The organism is Geodermatophilus sp. CPCC 205506, from assembly GCF_051383635.1.
Taxonomy (GTDB): domain Bacteria; phylum Actinomycetota; class Actinomycetes; order Mycobacteriales; family Geodermatophilaceae; genus Geodermatophilus.
This window is the reverse complement of record NZ_JALPKP010000059.1, coordinates 1-12,606: the sequence shown is the minus strand read 5'-3', so window position 1 is coordinate 12,606 and position 12,606 is coordinate 1. Positions and strand designations below refer to the sequence as shown.

11 protein-coding genes are annotated in these 12,606 nt (G+C 73.8%); 2 read left to right on the top strand and 9 right to left on the bottom strand.

Going from position 1 to position 12,606, the window contains the following annotated elements; all coding sequences use genetic code 11:
• Positions 1-30 precede the first annotated feature (30 nt).
• Positions 31-756, top strand: a complete 726-nt coding sequence (locus MY520_RS24085) for a GntR family transcriptional regulator (RefSeq protein ID WP_436695218.1) — start codon at positions 31-33, stop codon at positions 754-756.
• Between the two features lie 87 nt (positions 757-843).
• Here MY520_RS24085 and folP read toward each other — a convergent pair whose 3' ends face one another.
• The 9 genes from folP to glyA form a co-directional block, all read right to left on the bottom strand.
• Complete coding sequence (folP, locus tag MY520_RS24080) at positions 844-1,725, bottom strand: dihydropteroate synthase (protein ID WP_436695217.1); 882 nt, start codon at positions 1,723-1,725, stop codon at positions 844-846.
• Positions 1,726-1,809: 84 nt separating this feature from the next.
• On the bottom strand, positions 1,810-2,649 hold the full coding sequence (locus MY520_RS24075; protein WP_436695216.1) for a bifunctional 5,10-methylenetetrahydrofolate dehydrogenase/5,10-methenyltetrahydrofolate cyclohydrolase: 840 nt from the start codon (positions 2,647-2,649) through the stop codon (positions 1,810-1,812).
• Positions 2,646-3,266: a cyclodeaminase/cyclohydrolase family protein gene (locus tag MY520_RS24070; protein ID WP_436695215.1), complete on the bottom strand. Its 621-nt coding sequence runs from the start codon at positions 3,264-3,266 to the stop codon at positions 2,646-2,648. Before MY520_RS24070 ends, MY520_RS24075 begins: the two co-directional genes overlap by 4 nt.
• A 43-nt stretch (positions 3,267-3,309) precedes the next feature.
• Positions 3,310-5,775 carry a GcvT family protein gene (locus MY520_RS24065; RefSeq protein ID WP_436695214.1) on the bottom strand — a complete coding sequence of 822 codons (2,466 nt, stop codon included), beginning with the start codon at positions 5,773-5,775 and terminating at the stop codon, positions 3,310-3,312.
• A gap of 49 nt (positions 5,776-5,824) precedes the next feature.
• A complete protein-coding gene (locus MY520_RS24060) occupies positions 5,825-6,409 on the bottom strand; it encodes a sarcosine oxidase subunit gamma (RefSeq protein WP_436695213.1) in 585 nt (194 codons plus the stop codon).
• The gene (locus tag MY520_RS24055; protein WP_436695212.1) at positions 6,402-9,272 is read right to left on the bottom strand and encodes a 2Fe-2S iron-sulfur cluster-binding protein; all 2,871 of its coding nucleotides are present in this window, start codon (positions 9,270-9,272) and stop codon (positions 6,402-6,404) included. Before MY520_RS24055 ends, MY520_RS24060 begins: the two co-directional genes overlap by 8 nt.
• On the bottom strand, positions 9,269-9,547 hold the full coding sequence (locus tag MY520_RS24050; RefSeq protein ID WP_436695211.1) for a sarcosine oxidase subunit delta: 279 nt from the start codon (positions 9,545-9,547) through the stop codon (positions 9,269-9,271). Before MY520_RS24050 ends, MY520_RS24055 begins: the two co-directional genes overlap by 4 nt.
• Positions 9,548-9,561: 14 nt before the next feature.
• The gene (locus MY520_RS24045) at positions 9,562-10,794 is read right to left on the bottom strand and encodes a sarcosine oxidase subunit beta family protein (RefSeq protein WP_436695210.1); all 1,233 of its coding nucleotides are present in this window, start codon (positions 10,792-10,794) and stop codon (positions 9,562-9,564) included.
• Positions 10,791-12,110: a serine hydroxymethyltransferase gene (gene glyA / locus MY520_RS24040; protein WP_436695209.1), complete on the bottom strand. Its 1,320-nt coding sequence runs from the start codon at positions 12,108-12,110 to the stop codon at positions 10,791-10,793. Before glyA ends, MY520_RS24045 begins: the two co-directional genes overlap by 4 nt.
• A gap of 187 nt (positions 12,111-12,297) precedes the next feature.
• On the opposite strand from glyA, the gene MY520_RS24035 reads away from it, so the two are divergent.
• Positions 12,298-12,606: alcohol dehydrogenase catalytic domain-containing protein (locus tag MY520_RS24035; RefSeq protein ID WP_436695208.1), on the top strand; the 309-nt coding region annotated here is incomplete at its 3' end.

The window sequence follows — 12,606 nt, the reverse complement described above, 5'->3', positions numbered from 1 at the left end:
CAGTTGGTATATCAGAAGTACAGTAACCGTATGTCGATCCCTCTGAAGAGGCAAGATCTGTTGGCGGTCAACCTCTACGATCTGCTCGTGACCGTCGCCCCGCTGGACCTCGACCCGTCGGCCGCCACGTCCCTGGCGGACAAGGCCTACGTGGCGATCCGGGACCGGCTGATCATGCTCGACATCCGCCCCGGCGATCCGATCGACGACGACGAGCTGGCCAAGGACCTGGGCGTGGGCCGGACGCCGGTCCGCGAGGCGTTGAAGCGCCTGGAGGGTGACCGGCTCGTGGTCTCCTACCCGCGTCGGGGCACGTTCGCGACGGGCATGGACATCTCCGATCTGGCGCACATCTCCGAGATCCGGGCCATGCTCGAGCCGCTGGCGGCCCGCCGGGCCGCCGAGCGCGCCACCCGGACGATGCACACCGAGCTGGCCGAGCTGGCCACGCACATCGAGCAGCTGGAGGTCGCCCGGGTCGACCGGACCGAGCTGATGCGCTGGGACCTCGCGGTGCACCGGGCCATCTACCGGGCCGCGGGCAATCCCCACCTCGAGGACGTCCTGATCCGCTACGACAACCTGGCGACGCGGATCTTCTGCCTGTTCCTCGACCGGCTGCCCACCGTCGACGCGCACGTCGGGGAGCACGTGGAGCTGCTCCGCGCGATCGCCGCCGGGGACGCCGACCGGGCCGACGACCTCGCCCGCGAGCACGTCCTGGGCTTCGAGCGGACCATCCGCGCGGTGATCTGAGAAAGGACCCCCGCTCACAGCGCCCTTCGGCCCCTCTACAGGGTCCCGCCGCGAGCTCGCGAGCGGTGGGGAGCAGAGGGTCCTTGCTCAGGCCGGGCCGACGGCGTCCAGGATCGCCAGGACGTCCCGCGTCGCCGCGACGTCGTGCACGCGCAGCACGGACGCGCCCCGCTGGGCCGCGACCAGCGCCGCAGCCAGCGAGCCGGGCAGCCGATCCCCGACGGTCCGTCCGGTCAGCCGGCCCAGCACGGACTTGCGGGACAGCCCCACCATGACCGGGACCCCGAGGCCGGTGAACGCGTCGAGCGACGCCAGGAGCGCGACGTTGTGCGCCAGCGTCTTGCCGAACCCGAACCCCGGGTCGATGACCAGGTGCTCCGGGCGGACACCGGCGTCGAGGCAGGCGGCGATGCGCTCGGCGAGGAAGCCGCGCACCTCGGCGACGACGTCCCGGTAGCGCGGGTCCTCCTGCATGGTCTCCGGTGACCGCTGCATGTGCATGAGGCACACCGGGACGCCGAGCTGCGCCGCCGCCGCGAGGCTCCCCGGCCGCTGCAGCGCCCGCACGTCGTTGACCATGCTCGCGCCGGCGGCCACCGCGGCCCGCATGACCTCGGGACGCGAGGTGTCCACCGACAGCGGCACCGGGACCCGGCGGGCCAGGGCCTCGATGACCGGGACGACGCGGTCCAGTTCCTCGGCGAGGGTCGGCGGGCGCGAGCCGGGCCGGGTCGACTCCCCGCCCACGTCGAGGAGGTCGGCTCCCTCCTCCGCCATCCGGCAGCCGTGCTCGACGGCGCGATCGAGGCTGTCGAACAACCCGCCGTCGGAGAAGGAGTCGGGGGTGACGTTGAGGATGCCGCAGACCAGCGGCCGCCTCGTCGCGAGCGCCCGGCCGAGGGCGGGCGCCGCGGCGCCGGGGTCCGCGGGCGGGTGGTGCGCGACGTCGGCCACGGCCGTGCCGGTCATGAGGTGCTCCGATCTGTTCGTCCGGCGGCCCCCTCCCGGGCACCGCCCCGAGCTCGCGAGGGGTGGGGAGGAGGGGGTCCTCTGTCAGCGGCGTGCGGAGTCGACCGTGTGCCGAAGCAGCAGCGCGGTGGTGACCGGGCCGACCCCGCCGGGCACCGGGGTGAGGCCGGCGGCGCGCCCGGAGACCGAGCGGGCGTCGACGTCCCCGACCAGTCCGCCGTCGGGCGCCGGGTTGGTCCCGACGTCGATGACGACCGCGCCCTCGGCGACGTACTCGGCCGTGATGAGCTCCGGTCGCCCGACGGCGGCGACCAGCACGTCCGCCGATCGGGTCACCTCGGCGAGGTCCTTGGTGCGGCTGTGGCAGACGGTCACCGTCGTGTCCCGCTGCAGCAGCAGGAGCGCCGCGGGCTTGCCGACGACGGTCGACCGGCCGACGACGACGGCGGACGCGCCGGACAGCGGGATCCCGTGGTGGTCCAGCAGCGCCAGCACCGCCTCGGCGGTCGCCGGCGCGAAGGCGGGCAGGCCCGCGGCCAGCCGTCCCAGGCTGAGCGGGTTGGCGCCGTCGACGTCCTTGGCCGGGTCGATCGACGCGGCCAGGTCCTCGACGACCGCGTCGGCCGGCAGCGGGGTCTGCAGGATGATCCCGTGCACCGCGGGGTCCGCGCTGAGCGCGGCCAGCTCGGCGCGGATCCGGTCCGGCGTCGCCGTCTCCCCGAGGTCGACGACCGTGCAGGCGATGCCGGTCCGCTCCGCGGCGCGGGCGATGGAGCGGACGTACCAGGCGCTGGACTCGTCCGCCGTCGCGACGACCACGGCCAGCCGGGGCGGCGTCCCGGCCGCGGCCAGCTCCACGGCCGCGGCGGCGACCTCGGCCCGGATGCCGGCGGCCAGCTCGCTCCCGCTCAGCTCGGCGGTCATCGCACCAGTCCGTCCCGGACGGCGGCGGTGACCTTCTCCGCGCGCAGGACGAGGTCGTCGACGGTGTCGACGACCGCCGCGAGCTCTCCCCACACCGCCGGGTCCTTGATGCCGCCGAGGTTGACCTCCACGTTGACCCGGGCCGTGGTGGCCGCGGCTCGGGCCGCCTCCGCGGCGGCGGCGACGTCGCTGATGACGTTGCGGTTGCCGATCGGCAGCAGCTGCTCGGCCAGGGCCAGCACCTGCTCGGCGACGGCGATGACGATCGCCGGCACGGAGGCCGCCGCGACCAGGGCCGTCGAGATCGCCGCCGACCGCGCCGCCACCTCGGCCGGCGTGCCCTTCGGGAGCCCGTACGCCGTCGTCACCGCGGTGAAGGCCGCGGCGTCCTCCTCGGCCAGGCCCAGCGCGTTCTGGCGCAGCCGGTCCGCGGTCGCCGTGACGGTGGTGATCTCCTCGGCGTGATCGGCGAACCGGGCCGAGTCGCTGTACCGGGCGACCATCGCCACGAGGGCAGCGGCCTGGGCCGCGTGCAGTGCGGCGGTGGCCCCTCCTCCCGGGGCGGGCACCCTGGCGGCGAGCTGCGCCAGGAAGGTCTCGATGCTGTCGGTGCGCACGGGCGGCTCCTTCGGGGCGGTGGGGGGCAAGGGGGTCCTCTCCTCAGCCGCGGAGCCGGGTCATCCCCGGGTCGACGAGCGGCTCGGCGGCGACGGTCGCGGCGATCCGGCGGCCGAAGTACTCGATCTCGACGGCCGTGCCGACGGTCGCCGAGGCGGGCAGCCAGGCGTAGGCGATCGGCCGGCCGACGGTGTGCCCGAAGGCCGCGCTGGTCACGTAGCCGGCCGGCCGGCCGTCGACGAAGACCGGCTCGTGCCCGAGGACGACGCTGGTGCCGTCGTCGATCGTGAGGCAGGACAGCCGGCGGCCGACCGTGTCGTCGCTGATCCCGGCGATCGCCTCCTGCCCGACGTAGCCCTCCTTCTGGGCCCGGACCGCGAACCCGAGGCCGGCCTCGTACGGGTTGTGCTCGGTGGTCATGTCGTGGCCCCAGGCTCGGTAGCCCTTCTCCAGCCGGAGGCTGCTGAAGGCGGCGCGGCCCGCGGCGACGATGCCGTGCTCCTGACCGGCGGCCCACAGGACGTCCCACAGCCGCTGGCCGTTGTCGGCGCTGGTGTAGAGCTCCCAGCCCAGCTCACCGACGTAGGACAGCCGCATCGCCGTCACCGGCACTCCCCCGATCCGGGCCCGCTTGGCACGGAAGTACTTGAGCCCGTCGTTGGAGAAGTCGTCGGAGGTGAGCGCCGAGACGACGTCCCGGGCGCGCGGGCCCCACAGGCCGATGCAGCAGGTGCCCCCGGTGACGTCCCGGACCTGGACCGTGCCGTCGTCCGGCGCCTGGCGCTGGAGGTGGTCGAGGTCGAGGGGGCCGTTGGCGCCCACCTGGAACAGCTGCTCGCCCAGCCGGGCCACGGTGAGGTCGCTGCGGATGCCGCCGGCATGGTCGAGGGCGAGCGTGTAGGTGACGGCGCCGATCGACTTGTCCATCTCCCCGGTCGTCAGCCGCTGCAGCAGGGCGAGAGCGCCGGGGCCGCTGACCTCCAGCCGCTTGAGCGGCGTCATGTCGTACACCGCCACGGCGGTGCGGGTCTTCCACGCCTCGACCGCCGCGATGGGCGAGTGGAACTGCGCGCTCCAGGAGTCCCGCGCCGGCGGGATCCACTCCGTCGGCAGGTCGTCGACCAGCGCGGCGTTGGCCTCGTACCAGTGCGGCCGCTCCCAGCCGCCGCCCTCGAGGAAGACCGCGCCGAGCTGCTCCTGCCGCGCGTGGAACGGGCTCACCCGCAGGTTGCGCGGGGACAGCCGGGGCTGCAGCGGGTGCAGCACGTCGTAGATCTCGACGAAGTTCTGCTGCGAGGTCTCGCTGACGTACTCCGGGGCGAGCTGGACGTCCTCGAAGCGGTGTACGTCGCAGCCGTGCAGGTCGATCTCGCTGCGCCCGTCGACCAGCAGCTGGGCCACCGCGCGGGCGACGCCGGCGGAGTGGGTCACCCAGACCGCCTCGGCGATCCAGAACCCGGAGACGTCGGCCGACTCCCCGATCAGCGGGCCGCCGTCCGGCGTGAACGAGAAGACGCCGTTGAAGCCGGAGTCGATCTTCGACGAGCGCAGCGAGGGCAGCAGCAGCTGGCTCTGCTCCCACGGGCCGGCGAAGTCCTCGTCGGTGAAGGGCAGCATCGAGGGCATCGCCGACTCCCGGACGTCGTCGCCCTGGGGCAGCTCGCGCAGGTCGACCGGCATCGGCCGGTGGGCGTAGGACCCGATCCCGAGGCAGTCGCCGCGCTCGCGGTAGTAGAGGTCCTGGTCCTGGTGGCGCAGGATCGGCAGGCTCGCCTCGGTGAGCTCGTCGTTGCGCCCGACCAGCTCCGGCACCTGGCCGGTCCAGACGAACTGGTGGGCCAACGGCAGCAGGGGGACGTCCATCCCCACCATCTCGCCGAGCTCCTGACCCCAGAAGCCGGCGCAGGAGACCACGACATCGGCGGGGACGACGCCGTCCGGGGTCCGGACGCCGGTCACCCGGCCGCCGGCCTGCTCGATGCCGGTCACCCGGGTGGACCCCTGGAAGCGGGCTCCCCGGGCCTCGGCGCGGCGGGCGAGCGCGATGACCGCCCGCGACGCCTTGGCCAGGCCGTCGCTGGGGATGTGCAGCCCGCCGAGGATGCGGTCGCGGTCGACCAGCGGGTGCAGCCGCACGCACTCGTCCACGTCGACGACCTGCGACTCCACGCCCCACGAGGTGGCCCAGCCCTGCTTGCGGTGCAGGTCGGCGAGCCGCTCCGGCGTGGTGGCCACCTCGAGGCCGCCGACCTGGTTGAAGCACCAGGCGCCGTCGACGTCGATGCCCAGGAACTTCTCCACCGTGTAGCTGGCGAACGCCGTCATCGTCTTGGAGGCATTGGTCTGGAAGACCAGGCCCGGGGCGTGCGACGTCGAGCCCCCGGTCAGCGGGAGGGGTCCCTGGTCGAGCACGGTGACGCGGTCCCAGCCACGAGCGGTCAGCTCGTCGGCCAGGTTGGCGCCGACGATCCCCGCTCCGATGATGACCACACGAGGGGTGGTGGACATTGCTCTGCTCCTGACTGCGGGTGGATCCGGGCGTGCCGACGACGGCGCGTCAGCGGGTGGGGGTGGGAGTGAACTCGAGGGCCGCGTCCAGCAGCCAGTCGGCCAGGTAAGCGGCGAAGGACGACCGGACGAGGACGACGTGGTCGTCGCCGGCGTCGGAGAGGGCCAGCAGCACGACGCCCGCCTGGCCGAGCGCGGTCTGCGCGCAGCTCCCGCGGCCGAACACCCGCGGGTGCAGGTCGACCGAGCAGCCCTTGGCGAGGACCTCGCGCACCCTGGCGCCCGTCAGCCGCAGGCCGATCCGCTGGGCGGAGACGTCCGTCGCGGACCCGCCCAGCGGGAGGACCGCGGCGCGGACCCGGGCCTCCAGCTCCTCGGGGGCCTCGGAGGTGCTGGTGAGCAGCCACTCGTCGGGGCCGAGCCAGACGGCCCGCCCCGTGCCGGCCGGCACCCACGTGTTGGGCACCGTCGGCAGCTCGACGCCCAGCGCCGCCGACGCCTCGGGGCCGACCGCGCCGAGCCGGACGTCGGCCATCGCCACGAACGGCTCGACGGCGATGCCGACGGTGTCGGGCAGGCCCGCGAAGGCGCTGCTCCACGCCTCGAGCGGGTGGGTGCGCAGCAGTTCAGCCATCGCGACGGGCTCCTTCGGGGTCGACCAGCACCGACCCGGTGACCTCGACCGGGACGAGGGTGCCGCTGACGGGGACGTGGACGGTGTCGCCGAGGCGGGCGTGGCCGCCCTTGACCAGGGCGAGGGCGAACGGGCGTCCGAGCTCGGCGCTGCGGTAGCTGGAGGTGACGTGCCCGAGCATCGGCACCGGCGGAGGGGGCAGCTGACCGTCGGCGCGGAACTCCACGATCTGCGAGCCCTCCGGCAGCACGGTCCGCCGATCCACCGGCAGCAGCCCGACCAGCTGCTTGCGCAGCGGGTTCTGGTTCTCGGCGCGGGCGAAGGACCGCTTGCCCACGAAGTCGGGCTTCTTCTTGGAGACGGCCCAGGCCATGCCCAGGTCGTGCGGGGAGACGGTGCCGTCGGTGTCCTGCCCGATGATCGGGTAGCCCTTCTCCGCGCGCAGGACGTGCATGGTCTCCGTGCCGTACGGCGTGATGCCGTACGGGCGGCCGGCCTCGAGCAGCCGCTGCCACACCGCGACCGCGTACCAGGGGTTGACGTAGACCTCGTAGGCGAGCTCGCCGGAGAAGCTGATCCGGGCCAGCCGGACCGGCACGCCCTCCAGGGTGGTGTCCCGCCAGGTCATGAACGGGAACGCCTCGTTGGCGACGTCCACGCCGGGGAAGAGGGCGCCGACGACGTCCCGGGACCGCGGACCGACGACCGGGAAGGTGCACCACTGCTCGGTGACCGAGGTGCAGTGCACGCGCAGCTCCGGCCACTCGGTCTGGAGCCACTCCTCCATCCAGTCGAGGATCTTCGCCGCGCCACCGGTGGTGGTCAGGACGAGGAAGCGGTCCTCGGCCAGGCGCAGGACGGTGCCGTCGTCGATGACCATGCCGTCGACGCCGCACATGACGCCGTAGCGGACCGCGCCCACCTTCAGGCTGCTCATCAGGTTGGTGTAGAGCCGGTCGAGCAGGACCGCGGCGTCCGGCCCCTGGACGTCGATCTTGCCGAGGGTGGAGCCGTCGAGGATCCCGACCCCCGTCCGGGCGGCGGCGCACTCTCGCAGGACCGCGGCCTCCATGTCCTCGCCCGGCTGCGGGTAGTAGCGGGGGCGCTTCCACTGGCCGACGTCCTCGAAGACCGCCCCGGCCGCCACGTGCCACTCGTGCAGGGCGGTCACCCGCTCGGGGTCGAACAGCGAGCCGCGGTCGCGACCGGCCAGCGCGGCGAAGGCCACCGGGGTGTACGGCGGGCGGAACGTGGTGGTGCCCGTGTCCTGCACCGGGACGCCGAGGAGCTCGGCGGTGATCCCCGAGGTCAGGACGCCGGAGGTCTTGCCCTGGTCGTGCGCGGTCCCGATGGTCGTGTAGCGCTTGACGTGCTCGATCGAGCGCAGCCCGGCGCCGACCGCCCGGGCGATGTCGGCGACCGTGGCGTCGCGCTGGAGGTCGACGAACTGCGTGGCCCCCTCGGCGCCGGACGTGTCCGGCACCCGCCAGAGCACCAGGGGCGGTGCCGGGGCGACGGGCTCCGGGGCGGCCGGCAGCCGGTCCTCCCCCGCCGGCCGGATCGCCAGGGCCGACAGCACGTCGCGCGCCACCCGCTGCCCGTCGGCCAGGCACCCGGCCAGGTCGAGGACGCCGGCGGCGGAGCCGGCGACCGTCAGGCCGTCGACCTCCTCGCCGGGGAGGAAGGCCCCGAGGGCCTCGTCGTAGCGGAGCCGGCCGCGGGCCTGGCTGAACAGGTGCACCGCGGGGTTCCAGCCGCCGCTGACCAGCAGCAGGTCGCAGGCGACCGCGCTGCTCGCGCCCACCTCCCCGTCGGCGAACGGAGCGACCAGCGCATGGGTGACCCGCTCGACGCCCTGCGTCCCGGTCACGACCGCCCCGGACAGGACGCGGATGCCGGCGTCCTCGCACTCCTGGCGGCGCCGCGGCGAGCCCGCCGGCCGGGCGTCGACCACCGCCTGCACCCGCACGCCGGCGCGGTGCAGGTCGAGGGCGGCGTCGTAGGCGCTGTCGTTGGTGGTGAACACGACCGCGTCGCGGCCGGGCAGCACGCCGTAGCGGTGCAGGAACGTCCGCGCGGCACCGGCGAGCACGATGCCCGGGCGGTCGTTGTCGGCGAACACCACCGGGCGCTCGTGCGCCCCGGTCGCGACGACGATCGACCGTGCCCGGAGGCGCCACACCCGCTGGCGCGAGACGTGCTTGGGGGCCTCGGCGCCGAGGTGGTCGGTGCGCCGCTCCAGGGCGAGGACGAAGCCGTCGTCGTAGCTGCCGAACGCGGTGGTGCGCTGCAGGTGCAGCACCTCCGGGTGGCGGGCCAGTTCCGCGACCGCGTCCGCCACCCAGTCCAGCGCCGGGACGCCGTCGAGCCGGTCGGTGCCCGACAGCAGGGAGCCGCCGGCCTCGGACTGCTCGTCGACCAGGGCGACGCGGGCGCCGGACCGCGCGGCGCTGAGCGCGGCGGCCAGACCCGTGGGGCCCGCGCCCACGACGAGCACGTCGACGTGGTGGTGGACGGCGTCGTAGCGGGCGGAGTCGGGGACGTCGGCCAGCCGGCCCTGCCCCGGCAGGCCGTGGGCGACCAGCCCGTCGTGGAGCTCGACCGTGGTGGCCAGCAGCATCGGCTCGGGGAAGGGCTCCTCGATCTGGACCAGCCCGCCCGGGTCCTCGGCCCACGCCGCGGCGATCCCGCGGGGCCGCCCCAGCTTGATGCTGGTGGCGACCTGGTGCCGGCCCGCGGCGAGGAGGGCGGAGGCCAGGGTGTCCCCGGGGTGACCGGTGTGGGTCTGCCCGTCGAAGGTGAACTGCAGCGTCGTGGCGCGGTCGATACGGCCGCCCGAGGCGGCGCGGAAGGGGGCGCTCATGAGGTCACCGGCTTCGGCTCGTCGAGGCGGTACACGCTCTCGAAGCGGTAGGTGGCGGTGTCGCGGACGGCGTTGAACCAGCGGCGGCAGCCGGCGCTGTGGTTCCAGCGCTCGGCGAAGCGGCCCTTCGGGTTGTCGCGGAAGAAGACGTAGTGGGCCCACTGCTCGTCGGAGAGCGCGGCCGGCTCGGCGGGGTAGGCCACGTGGGCTTGTCCCCCGTAGGAGAACTCGACCTCCTCGCGGGGGCCGCACCACGGGCATGCGATGAGTTGCACGGGGACTCCCTGGGTCAGTGGGCCACGGCGGCGGCGCCGTGCTCGTCGACGAGCGCGCCGGTGACGAAGCGATCGAGGCTGAACGGCGCCACGTCCGGGTGGGGCTCGTCGTGGGCGATGGTGTGCGCCAGGGCCCAGCCGATGCCGGGCGTGGCCTTGAACCCGCCGGTGCCCCAGCCGCAGTTCAGGTAGAGGTTCTCGTAGGGGGTGCGGCCCACGATCGGCGAGGCGTCGGGGCTGACGTCGACGATGCCGCCCCAGGTGCGCAGCAGGTGCGCCCGCGCGAACACCGGGAAGAGCTCGACGGCGGCGGCCATCTGGCGCTCGATGATGTGGAAGGCGCCGCGCTGGCCGTAGCCGTTGTAGGAGTCGACGCCGGCGCCCATGACCAGCTCGCCCTTGTGCGCCTGGGAGACGTACACGTGCACGGCGTTGGACATGACCACCGTGGGGTGCACCGGCTCGAGCAGCTCGGAGACCAGGGCCTGCAGCGGGTGGCTCTGCACCGGCACGCGGATGCCGAGCATGTCGGTGAGGACCGAGGTGTGGCCCGCCGCGCAGAGGGCGACCGTGCCGGCGGCGATGGTGCCGCGGGTGGTCTGCACCCCGGTGACCCGGTTGCCGTCGGTGGCGAACCCGGTGACCTCGCAGTCCTGGATCAGGTCGATGCCGGCCTCGTCGGCGCGTCGGGCGAAGCCCCAGGCCACGTAGTCGTGCTTGGCGATGCCCGCGCGCGGCTGGTACGTCGCCCCCAGGACCGGGTAGCGGATGTCGGCCGACGTGTTGACGACCGGGCAGATCTTGCGGACCTCGTCCGGCTCCACCCACTCCGCGTCGACGCCGTTGAGCTTGTTGGCCTCGACCCGCCGCACGCTGTCGCGGACGTCCTGCAGGGTGTGCGCGAGGTTGAGCACGCCGCGCTGGCTGAACAGGATCGGGTAGCCGAGGTCCTCCTCGAGCCCCTCCCACAGCTTCAGCGAGCGCTCGTAGATCGTCGAGCTCTCGTCCCACAGGTAGTTGGACCGGATGATCGTGGTGTTGCGGGCCATGTTGCCGCCCGCCAGCCACCCCTTCTCCAGGATCGCCACGTTGGTGATGCCGTGGTTCTTGGCGAGGTAGTGCGCGGTGGCCAGGCCGTGGCCGCCGCCGCCGACGATCACCACGTCGTAGGAGCGCTTGGGCTCCGGGTCGCGCCAGAGGAACGCCGGGTGGTCCGGCAGGTCGGCGCCGGGGGTGCGGGGACTCATCGGCCGGCCTCCGTCAGGTCGGGGTAGAGCGGGTGGCGGTCGGCGAGCCGGGTGACCCGCGCGCGGAGTCCGGCGAGCTGCTCGTCGCCGGTCGAGGGGCGGAGCGCGGCGGCGATCACGTCGGCGACCTCGGTGAAGTCGTCGAGGCCGAAGCCGCGGGCGGCCAGCGCCGGGGTGCCGATGCGGACGCCGGAGCTGACCATCGGCGGGCGGGGGTCGAAGGGCACGGCGTTGCGGTTGACGGTGATCCCGATGGAGTGGAGGCGGTCCTCGGCCTGCCGGCCGTCGAGCTCCGACTCCCGCAGGTCCACGAGGACGAGGTGGACGTCGGTGCCGCCGCTGACGACGTCGATCCCCGCCTCGCGGGAGTCGGCGGCCAGCAACCGGTCGGCCAGGATCTGGGCGCCGGCGAGGGTGCGCTCCTGGCGCTCGCGGAAGGCCGGTTCACCGGCCAGCTTGAAGGCCACCGCCTTGGCGGCGATGACGTGCTCGAGCGGCCCGCCCTGCTGGCCGGGGAAGACCGACGAGTTGAACTTCTTCGCGAGGTCCGCGGTGGCCAGGATGACCCCGCCGCGCGGGCCGCCGAGGGTCTTGTGGGTGGTCGAGGTGACCACGTGCGCGTGCGGCACCGGGGACGGGTGCAGCCCGGTGGCGACCAGCCCGGCGAAGTGGGCCATGTCCACCATGAGGTACGCCCCGACCTCGTCGGCGATCCGGCGGAACTCGGCGAAGTCCAGGTGCCGGGGGTAGGCCGACCAGCCGGCCACGATGAGCCTGGGCCGCCGCTCCTTCGCCAGCTGCTCCACCTCGGCCATGTCGACCCGGTGGTCCTCGCGGCCCACGTGGTAGGCGGCGACGTCGTAGAGCTTGCCGGAGAAGTTGAGCCGCATGCCGTGCGTCAGGTGACCGCCGTGCGCCAGGTCGAGACCGAGGATCGTGTCGCCGGGCTCCAGCAGTGCGGACATCGCCGCCGCGTTGGCCTGGGCGCCCGAGTGCGGCTGGACGTTGGCGTACTCGGCGCCGAACAGCGCCTTCAGCCGGTCGATGGCCAGCTGCTCGACGACGTCGACGTGCTCGCAGCCACCGTAGTAGCGCCGGCCGGGATAGCCCTCGGCGTACTTGTTGGTGAGGACCGAACCCTGGGCCTGCATGACCGCGACCGGGGCGAAGTTCTCGCTGGCGATCATCTCCAGCGTGGTCTGCTGCCGGGTCAGCTCGGCCGAGATCGCCTCGAAGACCTCCGGGTCGGTGTCCCCCAGCGATCGGTCGAGCACGCGGTCCGAGCCCCGGAGGGCTCCTTCGAGCTGGACGACCATGCCGCAGTCCCTTCTGTCAGGAGATTGAGCCGAGGACTGGTATATCAGTCGTCTAACACCGTAGGGTGACCGGCAGGCAGGGTCAAGGGGACGGCGGAAGCGATCTCCCGCGGATCTCCACCGCAGTCGGCACCCCTCCCCCGCACCCGCCGCGTCTGCGCACCCCCACGAGAGGAGATCCAGCGTCATGGCCCATGAGGTGAAGGGCGTCGTCGCCCGCAGCAAGGGTGCTCCGGTCACCGTCGAGACGATTCTCGTGCCCGACCCCGGGCCGGGTGAGGCGGTCGTCGACGTCCAGGCGTGCGGCGTCTGCGCGACCGACCTGCACTACCGGGAAGGCAACATCAGCGACGGGTTCCCGTTCCTGCTCGGCCACGAGGCCGCCGGGACCGTCTCCGCGGTCGGCGCCGGCGTCACCAACGTCGCGGTCGGGGACTTCGTCATCCTCAACTGGCGGGCGGTCTGCGGGCAGTGCCGGGCCTGTCTGAAGGGCGAG

Coding starts and splice junctions, on each gene's coding strand:
- MY520_RS24085 (WP_436695218.1), top strand. CDS start 31: ATGTCGATCCCTCTGAAGAGGCAAGATCTGTTGGCGGTCAACCTCTAC.
- folP (WP_436695217.1), bottom strand. CDS start 1,725: ATGACCGGCACGGCCGTGGCCGACGTCGCGCACCACCCGCCCGCGGAC.
- MY520_RS24075 (WP_436695216.1), bottom strand. CDS start 2,649: ATGACCGCCGAGCTGAGCGGGAGCGAGCTGGCCGCCGGCATCCGGGCC.
- MY520_RS24065 (WP_436695214.1), bottom strand. CDS start 5,775: ATGTCCACCACCCCTCGTGTGGTCATCATCGGAGCGGGGATCGTCGGC.
- MY520_RS24060 (WP_436695213.1), bottom strand. CDS start 6,409: ATGGCTGAACTGCTGCGCACCCACCCGCTCGAGGCGTGGAGCAGCGCC.
- MY520_RS24055 (WP_436695212.1), bottom strand. CDS start 9,272: ATGAGCGCCCCCTTCCGCGCCGCCTCGGGCGGCCGTATCGACCGCGCC.
- MY520_RS24045 (WP_436695210.1), bottom strand. CDS start 10,794: ATGAGTCCCCGCACCCCCGGCGCCGACCTGCCGGACCACCCGGCGTTC.
- glyA (WP_436695209.1), bottom strand. CDS start 12,110: ATGGTCGTCCAGCTCGAAGGAGCCCTCCGGGGCTCGGACCGCGTGCTC.